At 69.8% G+C, this 16826-nt stretch carries 18 protein-coding genes and 1 pseudogene; 8 read left to right on the forward strand and 11 right to left on the reverse strand.

The window, feature by feature from the left end; all coding sequences use genetic code 11:
- Positions 1-188: 188 nt before the first annotated feature.
- Positions 189-1175 (reverse strand): LysR family transcriptional regulator, encoded by a 987-nt coding sequence (locus tag WMF29_RS47185; protein WP_437326582.1) that lies wholly within the window; start codon positions 1173-1175, stop codon positions 189-191.
- Between the two features lie 156 nt (positions 1176-1331).
- Here WMF29_RS47185 and WMF29_RS47190 point away from each other — a divergent pair, with 156 nt between their 5' ends.
- The 4 genes from WMF29_RS47190 to WMF29_RS47205 all read left to right on the forward strand — a co-directional run bounded on the left by WMF29_RS47190 (position 1332) and on the right by WMF29_RS47205 (position 3824).
- Complete coding sequence (locus tag WMF29_RS47190; RefSeq protein ID WP_437326583.1) at positions 1332-1460, forward strand: hypothetical protein; 129 nt, start codon at positions 1332-1334, stop codon at positions 1458-1460.
- A 65-nt stretch (positions 1461-1525) separates the two neighbouring features.
- Positions 1526-2371, forward strand: a complete 846-nt coding sequence (locus WMF29_RS47195; protein WP_437326584.1) for an alpha/beta fold hydrolase — start codon at positions 1526-1528, stop codon at positions 2369-2371.
- Between the two features lie 158 nt (positions 2372-2529).
- Positions 2530-3483 carry an esterase/lipase family protein gene (locus WMF29_RS47200; protein WP_437326585.1) on the forward strand — a complete coding sequence of 318 codons (954 nt, stop codon included), beginning with the start codon at positions 2530-2532 and terminating at the stop codon, positions 3481-3483.
- Entirely contained in the window at positions 3483-3824 is a 342-nt protein-coding gene (locus WMF29_RS47205; RefSeq protein WP_437326586.1) for a hypothetical protein, read from the forward strand. Before WMF29_RS47200 ends, WMF29_RS47205 begins: the two co-directional genes overlap by 1 nt.
- A 309-nt stretch (positions 3825-4133) precedes the next feature.
- Here the strand turns inward: WMF29_RS47205 and WMF29_RS47210 are convergent.
- Positions 4134-5003 (reverse strand): annotated as a pseudogene (locus tag WMF29_RS47210) (PA4780 family RIO1-like protein kinase); the annotation flags it as partial.
- Positions 5004-5157: 154 nt separating this feature from the next.
- On the opposite strand from WMF29_RS47210, the gene WMF29_RS47215 reads away from it, so the two are divergent.
- Complete coding sequence (locus tag WMF29_RS47215) at positions 5158-5658, forward strand: VOC family protein (RefSeq protein ID WP_437326587.1); 501 nt, start codon at positions 5158-5160, stop codon at positions 5656-5658.
- Positions 5659-5815: 157 nt separating this feature from the next.
- On the opposite strand, the gene WMF29_RS47220 is transcribed toward WMF29_RS47215, so the two are convergent.
- The 4 genes from WMF29_RS47220 to WMF29_RS47235 form a co-directional block, all read right to left on the reverse strand.
- A complete protein-coding gene (locus WMF29_RS47220; protein WP_437326588.1) occupies positions 5816-6553 on the reverse strand; it encodes a hypothetical protein in 738 nt (245 codons plus the stop codon).
- Positions 6540-7154 carry an RNA polymerase sigma factor gene (locus WMF29_RS47225; protein WP_437326589.1) on the reverse strand — a complete coding sequence of 205 codons (615 nt, stop codon included), beginning with the start codon at positions 7152-7154 and terminating at the stop codon, positions 6540-6542. The genes WMF29_RS47220 and WMF29_RS47225 overlap by 14 nt, the downstream gene beginning before the upstream one ends.
- Positions 7155-7466: 312 nt before the next feature.
- Positions 7467-9317, reverse strand: a complete 1851-nt coding sequence (locus WMF29_RS47230) for a DUF459 domain-containing protein (protein ID WP_437326590.1) — start codon at positions 9315-9317, stop codon at positions 7467-7469.
- A 93-nt stretch (positions 9318-9410) separates the two neighbouring features.
- Positions 9411-10496 (reverse strand): aldo/keto reductase, encoded by a 1086-nt coding sequence (locus WMF29_RS47235; RefSeq protein WP_437326591.1) that lies wholly within the window; start codon positions 10494-10496, stop codon positions 9411-9413.
- A gap of 93 nt (positions 10497-10589) precedes the next feature.
- Between WMF29_RS47235 and WMF29_RS47240 the strand changes: the two genes are divergently transcribed.
- A complete protein-coding gene (locus WMF29_RS47240; RefSeq protein ID WP_437326592.1) occupies positions 10590-11018 on the forward strand; it encodes a MarR family winged helix-turn-helix transcriptional regulator in 429 nt (142 codons plus the stop codon).
- A gap of 15 nt (positions 11019-11033) precedes the next feature.
- Here the strand turns inward: WMF29_RS47240 and WMF29_RS47245 are convergent, their stop codons facing one another.
- The 5 genes from WMF29_RS47245 to WMF29_RS47265 form a co-directional block, all read right to left on the reverse strand.
- A complete protein-coding gene (locus WMF29_RS47245) occupies positions 11034-11531 on the reverse strand; it encodes a hypothetical protein (protein ID WP_437326593.1) in 498 nt (165 codons plus the stop codon).
- 4 nt (positions 11532-11535) lie between these two features.
- Positions 11536-12051 (reverse strand): hypothetical protein, encoded by a 516-nt coding sequence (locus tag WMF29_RS47250; RefSeq protein ID WP_437326594.1) that lies wholly within the window; start codon positions 12049-12051, stop codon positions 11536-11538.
- Positions 12052-12070: 19 nt separating this feature from the next.
- Positions 12071-12787 carry a hypothetical protein gene (locus WMF29_RS47255; protein WP_437326595.1) on the reverse strand — a complete coding sequence of 239 codons (717 nt, stop codon included), beginning with the start codon at positions 12785-12787 and terminating at the stop codon, positions 12071-12073.
- A gap of 363 nt (positions 12788-13150) precedes the next feature.
- Positions 13151-14074, reverse strand: a complete 924-nt coding sequence (locus WMF29_RS47260; RefSeq protein ID WP_437326596.1) for a DMT family transporter — start codon at positions 14072-14074, stop codon at positions 13151-13153.
- Positions 14075-14162: 88 nt separating this feature from the next.
- Entirely contained in the window at positions 14163-14816 is a 654-nt protein-coding gene (locus tag WMF29_RS47265; RefSeq protein ID WP_437331250.1) for a DUF4291 domain-containing protein, read from the reverse strand.
- A 285-nt stretch (positions 14817-15101) separates the two neighbouring features.
- Between WMF29_RS47265 and WMF29_RS47270 the strand changes: the two genes are divergently transcribed.
- The gene (locus tag WMF29_RS47270; RefSeq protein WP_437326597.1) at positions 15102-15854 is read left to right on the forward strand and encodes a beta-propeller domain-containing protein; all 753 of its coding nucleotides are present in this window, start codon (positions 15102-15104) and stop codon (positions 15852-15854) included.
- Between the two features lie 10 nt (positions 15855-15864).
- On the forward strand, positions 15865-16794 hold the full coding sequence (locus WMF29_RS47275) for a phosphatase PAP2 family protein (RefSeq protein ID WP_437326598.1): 930 nt from the start codon (positions 15865-15867) through the stop codon (positions 16792-16794).
- Positions 16795-16826 lie beyond the last annotated feature (32 nt).

A 16826-nucleotide genomic window follows, 5' to 3' on the forward strand; every position in this document is an offset into this window, starting at 1 on the left:
GCCAGCCTCCAGCGCACCAACCCGGCCAGCATCTTCGTAGCCTCCCGGAGTTGCGTTCAGCCAGCCCATCTCGGGGGCGCAACGAGCGGCAGGAGCTTCAGCGAGAGGAAGAAGACGCCCCTCTGGTGGACGTTCGAGAGCGCGTCGAACTGCGTCTCGCAGCCAGCCTGCGGGCGATCGACTCTCCTTCACCGCGTGCGCTTCACCGCGCCGGAGCGGGCGAGCGGCTTTGCGCCCTTCCCCTCTAGCGATCCGACGACGTTCGCCACGACGTCGCGGATGAACCGCCTCGCCGGATCGCCGTCGGTGGCGCGCAACCACAAGAGCTCGAGCCGCGCGCCCTCGAGAGAGAACGGCACGGGGACCGCGCGCAGATGCGACCGCGCCCGGATGAGGTGGCCAGCGAGCAACGACGGCACCGTGGCCACGAGGGGAGAGCCCTCGACGAGGTCCGCGATGTAGCCGAAGGAGTGCACGGAGACGCGGACCGTCCTGGCTTTGCCCAGCGCGTCTTCCACGACGCCTCGCGTGTCGCCGGCATACGAGACGACGATATGCTCCTGGGCGAAGTAAGCGCGCTCGGTGAGCGGGCGTGGGAGCCTGGTGAAGCGCGCGTCGTACAGGCAAACGAACGCCTTCGGCCTGCTCGGGTGCGCGGTGAGCGGCTGGCGGAGGATGGATTTCGGCAGCTCGTCCGCCACGGTGACGGCAAAGTCGATCTTGCTCGAGAGCAGGCTCTCCTCGACGGTCCGAAACTGCACGGGCAGCACGATGAACTGCATGCGCGGCGCCTCGGCGCGGAGCTGGGCTATCAACCTCGGGAGGATCACGGACTCCAGGCCGTCGGCGAGCCCGAACCGGATCGTGGCGGTCGAGAGCCTCGGATCGAAGCGCGGCGCCGCCGTCGCGGCGGCGATGAGCGGCGTGAGGTGCGCGTGCGCCGCCGCGAGCAGCGCGGCGCCGCGCGTCGTCAGCGCGACGCCGCGACCCTGACGGGTGATGAGCTCTGCGCCGACGAAGGTCGCGAGCCTCCGCATCGAGGCGCTCACGGCCGGCTGCGTCACGTAGAGGCGCGACGCAGCGCGCGTGAGGCTCCCTTCCTCCGCGACCACCACGAACACGCGGAGCAGGTTCAGGTCGAGATCGCGACCATAACCATCGTTTATGTTCCCCATCACGACTATCCATTAGCATTTTTGTTTGCGCCGCCGTACTCCTTTCCGTGGATCGCGGCGCTGGCGGAGGCGTCGAACGCGTGAACGCTCCCTCGGAGCTCGAAGAAGAGGTCCAATCATGAAACTCCAAGGCAACACCTCCGGGGCACGCCGCTCATGAGCGCCGCGAAGCTCGTCGATGAGGCCCTGAAGGGGCTCGAGAGAGACCGCCCGGAGATCCGCGTCAGCTTCGCGAACGTCTCCGAGCTCATTCACAAGGGGCCGGGAAGGAGCGCGCGATGGTGACGGAAGCACGAAGCGGCCGAGTGGGCCGCTCTTCGACATCGAAAGAACCCTACGCGGCGGGCGCCGTGACCTCCAGGGACGGCACCACGATCGGCTACCGCCAGATCGGCCGAGGTCCCGGCGTCATCCTGGTGCAAGGAGCGATGGGGACCGCCGCCAACTACGACCAGCTCGCGAGGGCCTTGGCCAACGACTTCACGGTCTACCTCCCTGACAGGCGGGGGCGGGGCATGAGCCCGCGGGAGTACGACGCCGGGCACTCCATCGAGAGAGAGGTCGAGGATCTCGACGGCCTCCTCTCGCGAAGCGGCGCTCAGCTCGTGTTCGGGCTCAGCTCGGGAGCGATCATCACGCTCGAGGCCGCGCGCGCCTTGCCCTCCGTCCGCAAGGCGGCGGTCTACGAGCCCCCGTTTTATCTCGAGGGAGTGCCCCTTGATGAGATCGCTCGCTTCAACGACGAGATCCGCCGCGGGCAGCTGGCCTCGGCGCTCGTCACGGTGAGCAACATCGTGCGTCTCGCCCCGGGGTTCCTCGCCGCGATCCCGCGCCCGCTGCTCGCGCTGGCGACGAGGGGATTTCTCCGCCTGGACGACAGGAGGGGCTCAGGACAGTACGCGCCGGTGCGCGAGTTGCTCCCGGCGATGCGCTTCGATTTCAAGATGGTCGTCGACAGGGGAGGAAGCATCACCTCGTTCAAGGCCATCGAAGCCGAGATCCTCCTGCTCGGAGGTACGAAGAGCCCAAGGTACCTGAAGAACGCCCTCGATGCGCTGGAGACGATCCTCCCCAGGGTCCAGCGGACAGAACTCGAAGGCGTCGGTCACGAGGCTCCCTGGAACGCCGATCGGGGAGGGAGCCCCGAGCTCGTCGCGCAATCCCTGCGCGGGTTTTTCAGGGAAGGCCACGCCTGAGCTCAGCGACGCCGCCTGTTCGCGTCGCGGATCCGTCGGTCTGATCGGGCTTGAGCGTCACGCCCAGCATGTCCGCCACCGAGGGCCACCGTCCGGCGCAGCGGGGCCCGGCGTCGCCCCCGGCGCCGATCCGTGCCAGGATGCGGCCGGATCGTCGCATGGGAAACCACCTGGAGCGGGTCGTCGGGGTGCTCAACGGGGTCCTCGGCGACTACCTGAAGCGGACCAGCAACGGCCTCGCGACCGCGATGCAGCTCGTCCGCGACGGGCACCCCGTGCCGCTTGCCAGGGCATTTCCCGCGGCCGTCTCTGCCCAGGCCACGTCCCGCGTCGTCGTGCTCGTGCACGGGCTGATGAGCACCGAGGAAGTCTGGACGATGCCGGACGGCGAGACGTACGGATCGCTCCTTGCGCGCGACCTCGGGTACACGCCGCTTTATGTGCGGTACAACAGCGGCCTCCGTGTCTCCGAGAACGGCGAGGCCCTGGATGTCCTCCTCGAACAGCTCGTCTCTGCCTATCCTGTTGCCGTCGAGGAGCTGGCCCTCATCGGCCACAGCATGGGCGGCCTCGTCGCGCGCAGCGCCGCGCACGCGGCGAGCGACAAGGATCGACGGTGGCTGCCCCTCGTCAAGCGGGCCTTCTATCTCGGCACACCGCACCTCGGCGCCCCGCTGGAGCGCTTTGGTAACGTGGTCACGTGGGCGCTCGCGAGCATCGACAATCCGTACACGAAGCTCATCGCCGACATCGTCAACCTCCGCAGCGGCGGGATGAAAGATCTGGCTTATGCCAATCTCCGCCGCGAGGACTGGGAGGGCGCCGGCGCGAACGCTCTGCTCCAGAATCGCCGCCATCCCGTGCCCCTGCTCCCCCACATTCGCCATCACCTCATCGCCGGCGCACTCACGGCCGACCCGAGGCTCTCCCTCCTGTTCGGGGACGCGATGGTCTCGCTGCGGAGCGCCACCGGGCGGGCGGTCGCCGAGGACCGGTGCTCGCCTTTCCCTCAAGAGCACGCGCGGATCATGCCGTCGCTCGGACACCTGCGCCTGGCTCACGACCCGGACGTCTACGCGCAGATCCGCGCGTGGTGCGAGGAGGCGGTGTGATGGACCGGTGGCGCGGCTTGAAGGACCTCGTGCAGGACGCGGTCGACCACGGCTCCCGGCGCGTGGAGCGCCTCCAGAAGCACGCGGCGAAGCTGCCCTTCGACCTGCTGGAGCAGATTCCCCCGATCCAGGCGCCCGTGAGGGGCATCCGGCTCATCCACGACACGACGCTGTCCGGCGTCCACGGGGCGATCCGACTCGTCAACCGCGCTGTGGGGGGCGCGGTGGACGTGGTCCTCTTTCTCGTGGATCAGAAGGCACGGCCGGGGGAACCGCCGGCCGGCAGCGAGGGTGCGACGCCGGACGCGCCCTCCGGGAGCTCGGACGACAAGGCGATTTGAGCCCGGCATCGAACGCGGATTTCGCCGGCAAAGTTCACCCAGTTCCCGCGGCTTGCCGAGAGCACGCCGGTGCAGCTGTTCTTCACGGTGAACCTGGGCTGTGAGCTCTCGCTGTGAACACCAGCAAGCGGCTCGGAGATGTCAAGTCCGGCGCGTGTTCGCCGCGCCGCCCGCCTGTGCTGTGCGCGTGTTCGCCGCGCCGCCCGCCTGTGCCGGGCGCATGTTCGCCGCGCCGCCCGCCTGTGCTCCCTGAGCGTTCCGGCGCGCGCGGTCTCGCGGGCTGCTCGGTAGAATCACCACCTCGACCTTACGAGGCGGGGACGATACGCCCCGCATGCTCAGCCCCTGCGCCTCACGGCGGCGGCGCTCGTCGCGGTTGGCATCGCCGATGAGCTCCAGGACCGACTCGGTGTCGACCCGCCTCGAAGACGCCCGGAAACGGCCGCTCAGCCGTGTCTCGGGCGTGAGCTGGCTGCACGAGTAGAGCTCCCACATCTCCTGCGCGTAAGGGCGGGGCTGTCGATTGGGAGCGAACCGAGAGAGGAAGCGCTGGAGGTTGTCGACGTCGCGCAGCAGCAGCTTTCGCGCGTTCTGATTGCTGGAAGCGTCCACTGCCTGCGGGAAATCGATGATGACCGGCCCGTCCGCCCCCATCAGCACGTTGAAATCGGACAGATCGCCGTGCACGACCCCGGCGCTCAGCATCCGGACCGCTTCTGCCAGCAATCGGTCGAAGACCCACACCGCCTCGTCGGGGTTCAGGCGCACCTCGGCGAGCCGCGGGGCCGGGCCGCCGTCGGCGCCGGTGATGAGCTCCATGATCAGCACACCGTCGATGAAATGGTGGGGTATCGGGACGCGCACCCCCGCGCCGCGCAGGCGGAAGATCATGTCCACCTCGGTCGATCTCCAGGCCGCTTCGTCCTGCGCACGACCATGGCGCGAGCGCTTGTTGATCGCGCGCTGATCGCGGCTGTTGCGCACCTTGCGCCCCTCCGTGTACTCCGCCCGGTTCTTGAAGGTCCGGTCCTGCGCCTCTTTGTAGACCTTGGCCACCCGAAGCTCGCCGCCGGAGCGCACCAGGAAGACCTCCGCTTCCTTGCCGCTCATCAGCGGGCGCACGACCTCCTCGATGAGCCCCTCGTCGGCCAGAGACATCAGGCTGCTGGGAATTCGCATCTCGTTCTTGCTTCTCCGCCGGGGATCGTTCTCCGCCTTTTAGCCACACCCCCTGGGGCGCCGCAACTGGATTGGTCCTCGCCGCTTCCGCGGACACCCCGGACGACACCACGAAGAGCGCTCCACCGGTCGGATCCGGGCTACCGTGGTCGCCATGAACCTCGCCGGAATCGCCCATATCCAGCTGTCGGTCACGGACTTCCCGCGCAGCCGCGCGTTCTACCGCGCGCTGTGCGAGCACTTCGAGATGCAGTGCCAGTACGACGATCCGGGCAGCGAGAACGAGCGGCCCATGCTCTATTACATCGGCGGCAAGACCGGCCTGTTGATTCGCCCCGTGAACCCGGAGCACGCCGGCGCCCGCTTTCACCAGTACAAGCCCGGCCTGCACCACCTGTGCTTCCGCGCCCGCAGCCGCGAGGATATCGACGCATTCCACGCGTTCTTCGAGAGCACGCTGGCCGCGCTCGGCGGCAAGCTCGTGCACGCGCCGCAGGACGGCGCGTGGGCGGCCGGATACTACTCGATCCTGTTCGAGGATCCGGACGGCATCCGGCTCGAGATCAACCACGTGCCCGGCAAGGGCAACCTGTCCGAGGGCGTCGAGCTTCCGCTGCCCGCGCGCGTCCCGGGAGGCGTGCCCGAGCAAGCGTGAGCAGGCGCGGTCTTCTCGGGATTCATCGGGCGACGAGCGCGTGACCTGCGCGCGCTGCCGAGCTCCGCGGACACCCCTTCGCCTCGTTCGGCCACGGCGGAGGCGCCATCTCCGCCTCGTTCGGCTACCGCGCAGGCGCCATCTCCGCCTCGTTCGGCTACGGCGGAGGTGCCATCTCCGCCTCGTCCTGCGGGGGGGCTTCCAGCTTTATTTGCACCTTTACCTTCCGCTTCTCTCCGTCTCCCTCGATCTGCACGTCGACCTTCCCCTCGACGCCTTGCGCCGCGAGCTGCTCCATCACCTGCCGCCGCGCCGCCTCCACGTCGTCCTTGTCGAGCACGTCCAGATCGAGCAGCTCATGCCCGAGCTTTGCTCCCAGCGTCCCGCGGACGGTCCCCGCCAGCACGTCCTCCCGGATCTCCGCGCCGGCGAGCGCCGGGAATGCCGCCCGGATCCGCTCGGCCACGTCGCCCTCCGGCACCTCGTCGCCCCACACATCGAGCGTCAGGGTCGTCGCCCCGTCGCCGCGCCGCCCCCGCACCATGACCCGCGCCCTCCGCGCCGTCTTCCCCTCGCCGCGCACGGCTGCCATGAGCGCCTCGGGCTCGGGCAGCTCCGCGCCGTCGGCCACCTCGATGCTGATGCTCCGTCCCACGGGCACCTCCACGTCCGCCGGCGCCACGCACGCCGCCGCCCCGCACACGACTGCCGCCGCCGCCACCACCAGCGCCTTGCGCAACCAGAGCCGCTTCATCGGGACCACCTCCTGCTCGGGGTAGAGCTGGCCGAACGCCGCCATCAGCTCGCCTTCGAGCTCGCGCGCGTGCTCTGGCCTCAGCGGCGCCGGCTCCCCGAGCAGCCGGCGCAGCTTTCGTCGCACCTCAAAGTCCAGCATTGGAAACACCCTCTCCGCGGGACTCACCCGCGTCCTGCTCGGCGCGCGCCTCGAGCCGCGCCTTGAGCTCGCGCAGCGCCCGCGACGCCCGCTGCTTCACCGCGTCCGCACGGAGCCCGAGCAGCTCCGCGATCTCCTGGTGTTTCAGCCCGTCGCCGTACCGCAGCGCCAGCACCTCCCTCGCCTCCGCCCCGAGCTCCGCCAGCGCCTCCCTGACCGCGCGGAGCTCCTCGCCCCGCACGAGCGCGTCGAGCGGCGTCCCTGACTCGTCCGCGAGCACGCCCGCGAGATCGTCGACCGGCGCCTCCTGCCGCGCCGCCCGCAGGTGGTCGATGACCAGGTTCCTGGCCATGGCCAGCACGAACATCCGCGGCGTCCCCTTGCGCCGATCGAACTCTCCCAGCCGCTCCAGCAGCCTGTGGAAGACCCGCGCGACCAGATCCTCCGCGTCCTCTCGCCGGCGCACGCGTCGCGAAGCGAAGCGCGCCACCGGGTCGTACAGCTCCAGGTAGAGCGCCCGGAACGCGCCGCGATCGCCGCGCCGGGACGCCTCGATCAGCTCGCAGTGGTGGTCATCGCGGGAGGGCCAGAGAAAGCTCATCGCGGGGCTCACCCTCCTCTACGGTAGAGGCGCCGGAAAGTGACAGGCGAGCGGTCGATTCGTTGGCTGCGGCCGGCCTGGACGACCGGCCGGCGACGGCGCTCACCCCCGTGATCGTGATGTCGATGATGGCGATGGTCGCTGAGCGTTGATCACGACATCCCTGCTGTCCCGATCCTTGGCGAACATCATGGCAGGCATGTACTCGAGGAATGCGTGGAACAGCGCCTCGTATCTCTGCAGCTCCACCTCACGGCGCGCTTTCTCCGACTCTCGAGGCGGACCGGCGGCTCATCCAGGAGGCGTGCCCGCTCAGCGGGGCGGCCCGGAGTCCGCCGCGGAGCCGGTCACGCGCGGCTTCGCGCGGAGCTCCGCGAGCGTCCACCGCGCCACGCCGCGCGCCCCCTCGATCGTGAAATGCACGCCGTCGGGCCGGATCGCCCCGTCCTCGTACATGCGCCGGCACTCGCCCGCGGGGCAGATGTGCTCCTGGAGGTCGAGGAGCGCGACGTCGGGCAGCGTCGCGACGACCTTCCGGATCGAGCGGTTGATGCACGTGACCTGCTCATGGACGTCCTTCGTCTCCCAGTCGCCGAGCGCGTAGGGGACGGTCGCCATCCAGACGCGGACGTGCGGATTCCGGAGCTCGTCGAGGTTGGTGACGAGGTTCGCCTCGAAGCGCTCGTGCCACGCCGGCTTGCACGCCTTCGTCCACTCGTCGTTCACCGTGATGCCGTGCATGAAGGCGCCGCCGAGGTAGAGGACCGCGGCGTCGGGCTTCGCCTGCGCGAGGAGCGCGGGCCACTCGGTCATGCCGCAGAGGTCCGCCATGATGGTGCAGCCGTCACGCCCGTGGAGGTCCACCGCGAGCCCGCGCTCCTGCAGACCGCGGAGCGCCCAGCCGAGCGTGTTCGCGGTCGAATCGCCGACGACGACGACGCGGAAGCTGGCCTCGTCCTTCACGACCGCGCTGACGAGCGCGTTGATCATCGAGGAGCCCTTCGGCGCCTCGCCGTCCTGCGCGTGGGTCGCACGGACGGCGATGAGCAGGCCGAGCGTGACGCCGGCCGGCACCGCCCAGAACGAGCGCCCCTTCGGCAGCCCGCGCTCGCGGATCGGCCTCTCGAGGAAGCGGTAGGAGACGAGCGCGACCGCGAAGGTGATCGCGAAGCGGAGCGCGGTGAGGGCGGGGCCGTGCAGGCGATCGCTCGACACGAACACGTGCACCGGCCAGTGCCAGAGGTAGACGCCGTAGCTGATGGTGCCGACCCACGCGAGCGGGCGCCACGCGAGCGCGCGCGCGACGAGGCTCCGCGAGCCCTGCACCGCGCACGCGATGAGGACGAGGGCCCCGAGCTCCGTGAGCCAGAACCCGCCGTGGTAGAGGAGCCACGACTGGCCGTCGAACACGGACCACGCGATCGCGAGGCCGATCGCCGAGATCACGCCGGCGCCGTCGAGGAGGCGCACCGCGCCCGCGGAGAGCGCGGCGCGCGGCGTGAGCACCGTCGCGAGCGCGGCGCCGAGGAGGATGCCGGAGGCGCGCGTGTCCGTGCCCATGTACACGCGCGTCGTGCTCTCCGGCGCGAAGAGGACGAGCATCGCGATCGCGGAGAGCGCGGCCAGCGCCAGCGTGAGGACGAGCACGCCGCGGCGCGCCCACCGCGAGAGCACGAGGACGATGACGAGCGGCCAGACGACGTAGAACTGCTCCTCGATCGCCAGGCTCCACGTGTGCTCGAGCGGCGAGCGCGACGTGAAGATCTCCCAGTAGCTCCTGTGCGCATAGATGGCGCGCCAGTTCGCGACGTAGCCGAGCGTCGCGAGGACGTCGGCGCGGAGGCCGGCGAGCGCGCTCGGCGGCCCGAAGAGGCGCCCGTGGAGCACGACGACCGGGACGAGCGCGAGGAGCGCGGGGAGGAGCCGGCGCGCGCGGCGGATCCAGAAGTCCTTGAGCGAGATCGCGCCGCGCGCCTCGTGCTCCGCGAGGAGGAGCGACGTGATGAGGTAGCCCGAGAGGACGAAGAAGAGATCGACGCCGAGGAAGCCGCCGCGCAGCATCCCGTTCGCGTGGAAGAAGAGGACGCCGAGCAGGGCGAGCCCGCGCAGCCCGTCGAGCGCGGGCATGTGAGGGAAGAGCGGGCGGCGGGCGGGAGTGTCCACGAGGCGAGGGGCGAGACTATCAAAACGCCCGGGCGGCGCCTCCCATGCCGCGCGCTCGCGTCGCGCGGATCGCGCCGTGGTCGAGGTTACTCGTCAGTAATGATCCCCCTTCTTCGTGACGCCGAAGGGGATGAGCTGCGACGGTTGCCCGTTGATCGTCGTCCCCCCGGCCTGGATCATGTGCGCCAGATTGAGGAAATCGGCCGGGAAGTTCAGCTTCGGAGCGGTGAGCGCGTCGAGCGCCGCCGTCTGCTCCGGCGTGAGCTTCACCTCGAGCGCCCTCACGTTGTCGTCGAGCTGCGCCAGCGTGCGCGCCCCGATGATCGTGGACGACACCGCCGGACGCGCCTGCACCCAGCTGAGGGCGACGCGCGCGACCGTGGTCTCGAGCTGCTTGGCGATCCGCTCGAGCTCGTCGATCACCGTGTAGCTCCTCTCGTCGAGGTAGCTCGCGGTCCACTGCCGCCCCTCCGGCTTGACCGTCGCGGCGTTCTTCCGCGTGTACTTGCCGCTCAGGATCCCGCTCCGCAGGGGCGACCACGGCGTCACCCCCAGCCCGAGCTCCTGGGCCATGGGAATCAGCTCCCCTTCGACCGTCCGCTCGAGGAGCGAATACTCGATCTGCAGCCCGACGAACGGCGCCCATCCGCGGAACTGAGCGATGAGCTGCCCTTGAGTCACCTTCCACGCGGGGGTGTCGGACACGCCGATATAACGGACCTTCCCCGACTGGACGAGATCGTGGAGCGCCGCCATGGTCTCCTCGATCGGCGTGAACTTGTCCCAGTTGTGCAGCCAGTAGAGATCGATGTAGTCGGTGCGCAGCCGGCGGAGCGACTGCTCGCAAGCGGCGAGGATCGACTTGCGGTTCGAGCCGCCGCCGTTGGGATCGCCGACGTACAGGTTTCCGCTGAACTTCGTGGCGATCACCAGCCGGTCGCGCTTCTGCCGGTCGTGGCCGAGGTGATCACCGATGATCTTCTCCGAGTGCCCCTTGGTGTAGAGGTTCGCCGTATCGATGAAGTTCCCCCCGAGCTCGATGAAGCGGTCGAGGATGGCTTCGGAGTCCTTGACGCTGCTCCCCCAGCCCAGGTCTTCGCCGAACGTCATGGCGCCGAGGCAAAAGGGGCTCACCCGCAGACCCGAACGACCGAGCGTGACATAATGATCGAGCGGCATCGCATCACCTCCGGAACTTGTTCCGTTTCGAACAGTTCAATATTAAACTAGTAGCCCTGCACCGCTCCATCGTCAAGCGCGAGCAGAGAGAACATGGACAAGCCTTCGCCCTGGGAGCTCTGGACGCTGAACTTCGAGTTCAGCATGGCGGTCATGGCCGAGGTGGAGCCCGAGGTGCGCGCGCTGGGGCTCGAGATGAAGGAGTTCCTCCTCCTCGGCAAGCTCGACGATCACCCTTATCCTGCCGAGCTCGCGCGCGTGCTGCTCACGCCCAAGCCTTCGATCACCTTCATGGTGAAGCGGATGGAGGCGGCTGGCTTCATCCAGCGCGAGACGGAGGCGGGCGATCTGCGGCGCTTTCGCCTGACGCTCACCCGCTCGGGGCGCAAGGCGATGGAGGCGGCGCGGGCGATCCTCGACGACGCCTTCGGGCGAAGGCTGGCGCGGATCTCGGTTAGCGAGCGCGCCGAGCTGGCGCGGCTCCTCACGCGGCTGATGGGGGAGCGCGCCCGTCCGCGCTGACGGCCGCCCTCGCGCTCACTCGTAGTCGCGCCTCAGCTCTTCGTAGAACGCGTCGCTCATGAGGTAGTCTGCCCACCACTGCTCGACCGGCGTCGCGCCCCGGCGCTGCTGGAAGAGCACCAGATCGTCCAGCTCGCCGTCGTACCAGCCCCACAAAAACCGGGCCCGCAGCACGTCCACGTTTCGCCTGCGGAGCTCGGCCACCGCGTCCTCGAGCGACTCGTCGTCGAACTCGTCGACCAGCGCCTCCGCCTCATCGATGATCTCGCCGAGGTAGGCCAGCCCCTTCTTGGTGAGCTCGAACCGCGCCTTGCGGCGGTTGACCTCGACGAGGTCCGCGTTCACGAGCTCCTGCAGGACGTCCTCCAGCGGGCTCAGCTCGGACGGCAGCACGAGCGGTATCTCCATGCCTCCATCGGCGGGCTTCAGGTCCATCTTCTTCAGCACGTAGATGCCGGCATAGACCAGCTTCTGCTCGCGCGACACGATAGGCTGTCTGCGTCCTTCGAACATCGCCTCACTCCGCGGTGCGCCAGGCATCGGCCTCGAGGCGGATGTGCCGGCGACCGTCTGGGTCGGTGTCGAGCCACGCGTCGACGTCGCCGTCGGCGTAGTACACGGGGGTGCGCCCCGCCGCCTCCGGCCGCCGGATGCGCGCGGCGTGGGGGTTGCACATGGCGAGCACGATGGCGCGCTCGCCGGAGAACGCGGCCGGCAGCCAGCGCTCGAGGAACGCCGACAGGAGCACGGTCACCGAGTAGTCCTTGGCGACCTCCTCGACGAAGAACTCGAGCTCCACGTCATCGGGCAGCACCTCCGGCTCGTCCGCGGAGTGCACGGCCACGACGAGCGCGTCGGTCACCCGGAGCGGCGCTCGATCCGCGCGGCCGTCCAGCCAGAGCGCGTCCAGCCGGCACCAGCCGAACTGCGTGGACTCCACGTCCGGCTCGTCGCGGTGCTGCTCGAGGTTCAGCAGCTCCAGCGCGGGACGGCAGCGGAACGGGAGCTCGGAGATGCTTCGCAGGGGCTGCATCGCGGCGGCCGGCGCGCGGCTACGCGACCAGGCGCTCAGGCCTGCGGCCCCGCTCGCCGCGGCGGACGCCGAAGCGCGAACCGGCGCCGGACTTGCCGCTCCCGAAGCGGCTGCCGCCAGCGTTGTTGTAGCGCCGCCCGGTCTGCGACGACCTGCTGTGGTCGACGCTGGACGGGTTCGAGGCGCGGTACGCCTCGCGGTGCGATCGCAGATCGAGCGAGCGGCCGGGCGGCGTGGCGTACGGCTGCGTGTACACCGGCACGTAATTCGGGCGCAGCGCCGACGACACCATGGCGCCGAGGAGCATGCCCGACGCCAGGCTCATCACCGGCGAGTGGTAGTACCCGTAGGGCCCGAACCCGGACGTCTGGATCTGCGCGGCGCCTTCGCCGGAGACGTCACGGCGGATCGTGAACACCTTCTCGGGGTCCTGCACGCTGCCGTCGCTGTTCTTGTCGAAGAACCCGGTGACGACCTGCGTCTTGGCGTCCAGGTCCTGCACGGCGACGCTGATGACCTCGCTCCCCTGGTAGATCTCGTTGACGCGCCGCTCGAAGTCCTCGGGCCCCTCGGCCGCCTTGTAGGCTTCGTTGACCTTGTCGAAGTCGAGCTCGACGTTGGTGTTCTCGGTGGTCGCCCACCGGTCCTTGGACCGCCCGCCGCCTGTATCGCAACCGGCGGTCGCGACGGCGAGGGCTGTCAAGAGCACGACGGGCAGGGTGGTCTTCATCATCATCTAGAACAATCTGTCTGGTGCCGACGGGGGATTCTGTCAAGCAGGCGGGGCGGTGCGCTCGAGCTCGAACGCGGCGCACGGATCCGCGCCGAGCTGGAACACCCGGATCGGCAAGATGTTCCCCGACCGGGCCCTCCAGGCAGAGCCCAGCGCGTTCGTCTCCGCGAACGCCGACGCCCGACTCTCCGCGAACGCCGACGCCCGACGCGGTCGCGTAACCGGCGTCCTCCGCGAACCGCACCAGCTCGCCGAGGTCGCGGACGCGGCCCGCTCGGCGGAGCTCCTGGGCTCGGAGCGGGCCCCTCTCGCCATGGCGCCAAATGAGGCGCAGGGCACTACGGCGCCAAACGAGGCGCGGGGTGCTCAGGTCGCCTTCGGCTTGTGGGTGGCGAAGAAGAGGCCCGGCAATACGAGCGCTGCGCCGAGCCAATGGTAGAGGGCAAAAGCCTCTCCGAGGAGGAGCCAGGCCAGCACGGCGGTATAGACCGGCGACAGATAGAGCAGCAGGCCAGTGCGGCTCGGGCCGAGGTGCTCGGTGATATAACCGTACGTGGCATAGGCGCCGACGCCTGGCACCAGGACCAGGGTCAGCACGGTGGCGATGGTGCGCAGATCGAACTGCGGCGCGCCGCGGCTGGCCAGCTCCCAGCCGAGCAGCGGCAGCAGGAGGATCGCCCCGGCCAGCGCGATCGCGGTGAGGCGCGCCTGGACCCCCAGCGGATCGGGCCAGCGCTTCAGCAGCACCGTATAAAGCGCCCAGGAGATCGCGGCGCCGAGGATCATCAGGTCACCGGTGCTGAAGCTGAGCGCCAGCAGCGCCGCCGGGTCGCCGCGCAGCACGATGACCAGCACGCCGGCCAGCGCCAGCGCCGCGCCCAGGCCCTGGCGCCGGCTGAGCCGCTCTCCGAACATGGCCCGGGACAGCAGGATGATGATCACCGGCGAGACGGCGTAAATCAGGCCGATGTTGGTGGCCGTGGTGGTGGCGGCGCCGTAATAGACGCCGGCGCCGCAGATGCCCATGCCCAGCAGGCCGAGCAGGGCATATCGGGCCCAGTCCCGCCGCAGCGCGGCGCGGGCGCGCCACAGCTCGCGGCCGCAGAAGGGGAGCAGCACCAGCACGACGCCCGTCCAGCGAAGCTCCGCCAGCGCCACCGGCGGGATGAAATCGGCTGTGGCGCGGGCCAGCAGCATGTTGGCGGTGAACAGCGCCGGGGTGACGAACAGCAGGACCTGGGCGATGCGCTGCTGGCGGGACTCGGCGAAGCCGAGAGAGGTGGAGGCCATTGGCGCGGACAGTAGGGGAGCGCCGCTACCATGGCCAGGGCTTCTCCCTTGCGCTGCCGGGCCATGTCCGGAGCACGACGTCCGCGCGCTACGCCTCCCAGCGCTCTATCCCAACCCGCCTCGCCGCCTCCGCCGCTGTCGGCCAATACACCTCCTCCCGCGGGATCTCGATCTGTCCGGCACCCCGGCCGCGCAGCACCTCCCTCTGCGCTGCCACGAGCTCCGAGATGTCCTCCACGCCCACCGTCCACTCCTCGGCGAACCGTCGCAGCATCGCGCCTCGCAGACCGAGCTGGATCGCCCTCCGCGCGACCGGCGCGCCCGACGGATGGTGGTCCGGATCCCACTGGAGCCGCACGTCCGAGCCCTGGAGATCGCTCTTCCATGCCTCCTGGCTCGGGTGCAGGTCGGGCACGAAGCTCGACGGCACCGCGGCCGCCAGGATCGCGTCGAACCCCGAGCGCTGGATGCGGATGGCCAGCACCGCCTCCTGGTCGGGCTTCGTGCCCCAGCCCGAGCGGAACATCATCCAGAGGAAGTTCGGCTTGATCCAGCTCATGCGGCCAAAGCTGAACTCCGGCCCTCCGAGCCGCTGGTGCAGGGCCGCGTGGCGCGCGATCGACGGACGGTACGCCTGATAGACCACGATGGTCTCGGCGTCGAACTGCGCGAGGATGTGGCGCCCTGCGGAGGGCCAGCGGGCGGCCTGCGCAGCATACGACGTGAGCTCCAGCTTCTTCATCACCTCTTCATCACTCCTTCATCGCTCCCTCGTCGGGCTCGACCATCGCTCCCTCGGGGGTGCCAAGGAGTACTCGACGACGAACACGCAGGAAGCGGACGTCGACGAGGCCGACTTGGTGGAGGGACTCTCTACCTGGCCAGAGGGACTCGATGTCTGCTCCCTGTCCGACCAAGGGGTCAACCCGTCCACGGTGGCCGCCGTGAACAGCGCGTACGACAAGCTCCTGGAGAAGAACATCGCCCTCCTCGACGCGGCCCCGCTAAGCAGGAGGACGGCGAGCTCGTGGTCAAGGGGATGGTGGACCACCTCGCTCCCGGCGAGGACATCCGATCCGCCCGCTTCTACGGCGACGTCGGGTTCGTCGTGACCTTCAAGAAGACCGACCCGCTCTACACCATCGATTTCTCGGAGCCCGAGGCGCCGAGGGTGCGCGGCGAGCTGAAGATCCCCGGCTTCTCGACGTACATGCACATGATCGACGAGGGGCACGTCATGAGCATCGGCTACGACGCCGACGACCAGGGAGACTTCGCCTGGTTCCAGGGGATCTTGCTCCAGATCTTCGACGTGACGGATCTCGACGCGCCGACGCTCACGCACAAGGAGGTGATCGGGACGCGCGGCTACGCGAGCGACGCCGCGACCAACCACCTCGCGTTCAACTACTTCACCCAGCGGGGGCTGCTCGGGATCCCCATGGTCATCTGCGAGGGCGGGAGCGGCGGCGACTTCGGCGACACGATGACGTTCAGCGGGCTGCTCGTCTACAAGGTGGATCCCGGCGCGGGCTTCACGTCCGTCGGCGGGGTGCCCCACCCGCCTGCCCGACGCGAGCGCGGACGGGAACGGCCCGAGCTGCGGGAACTGGTGGAGCAGCGCGACGTCGTTCGTGAAGCGGAGCGTCTTCATGGAGGACCACGTCCACTCCGTCTCCGAGGACGAGATCCGGGTCGCCAACATCAGCGACCTCGCGGCGCCGGAAGCCGTCGTGTCGCTCGTCCCCTGAGCGAGCTCCGCGGCGCGGCCGCGTGCTAGAGCCCCCTCTATGGAAGCGCTGGGCCTCCCCGCCGAGCAGCTGGCCTCGGCGGTCGGCGCGCGGCCCTTTCTGCTGCTCGCGCTGCTCGTGACCGGAACGGTGGGGGTGCTCCTTGGGCTCGTCGCGGTCGCGCGCCTCTCCGGCCGCCACGCGCGGGCGCTGTGGGCGCTGGCCGTCCGGGCCTACGCCGCGGCGGCCGCGCACCCGGTCACGCGGCGCCTCTCGGCCCGGTTCCCCGCGATCGCGAGGGTGCTGCGCGAGCTCTCCGCGGCCGAGTACCTCGTGATCCACCTCGGCCTCGGGCTGGCGCTCAGCATGGCCGCGCTCGTGTTCGTCTGGCTCGCGGAGGGGGTGCGCGACGGCGAGCCGATCGTGGGCGTCGATCTCGCGCTCGCGCGCGCGCTCCACGCGTCGTCGAGCAGCGCCGGCGTGGCGGCGCTCCGCGCCTTCACGCTCCTCGGCACCTTCTGGGCGCTCGCCCTGCTCGCGGTCGTCGTGGCCGCGGCGCTGCTGAGGCGGGGCCGGCGCGTCCTCGCGGTCGGGTGGCTCTTCGCGCTCGCCGGCGGCGGGCTCCTCAACACCGCGCTCAAGGCGCTGTTCACCCGGCCGCGGCCGACGTTCGCCGATCCGCTCGCGGTGGCCGCGGGGTGGAGCTTCCCGAGCGGACACTCGATGGGCACGTTCGTCGCCTTTGGCATGCTCTCGTACCTGGGCCTCCTGTTCCTCCGGACGCTGCGCGCTCGCCTCGCGCTCGTCGCGCTCGCGCTCGGCTGGACCGTGGCGATGGGCTTCAGCCGCATGTACCTCGGCGTGCACTACCTGAGCGACGTGCTCGCGGGGTTCGCCGCAGGCACCGTGTGGCTGGCCGTCTGCATCTCCGGGATCGAGGTCGCGCGGCGCAGGCCGGCTCGGATCGACGGCCAGTCGCTGCCCGCCTGAGACGGCCAGTCGCGTCCGGCCCGAGGTGCGTG

It is taken from the genome of Sorangium sp. So ce381, assembly GCF_051473845.1.
Taxonomy (GTDB): domain Bacteria; phylum Myxococcota_A; class Polyangia; order Polyangiales; family Polyangiaceae; genus Sorangium; species Sorangium atrum.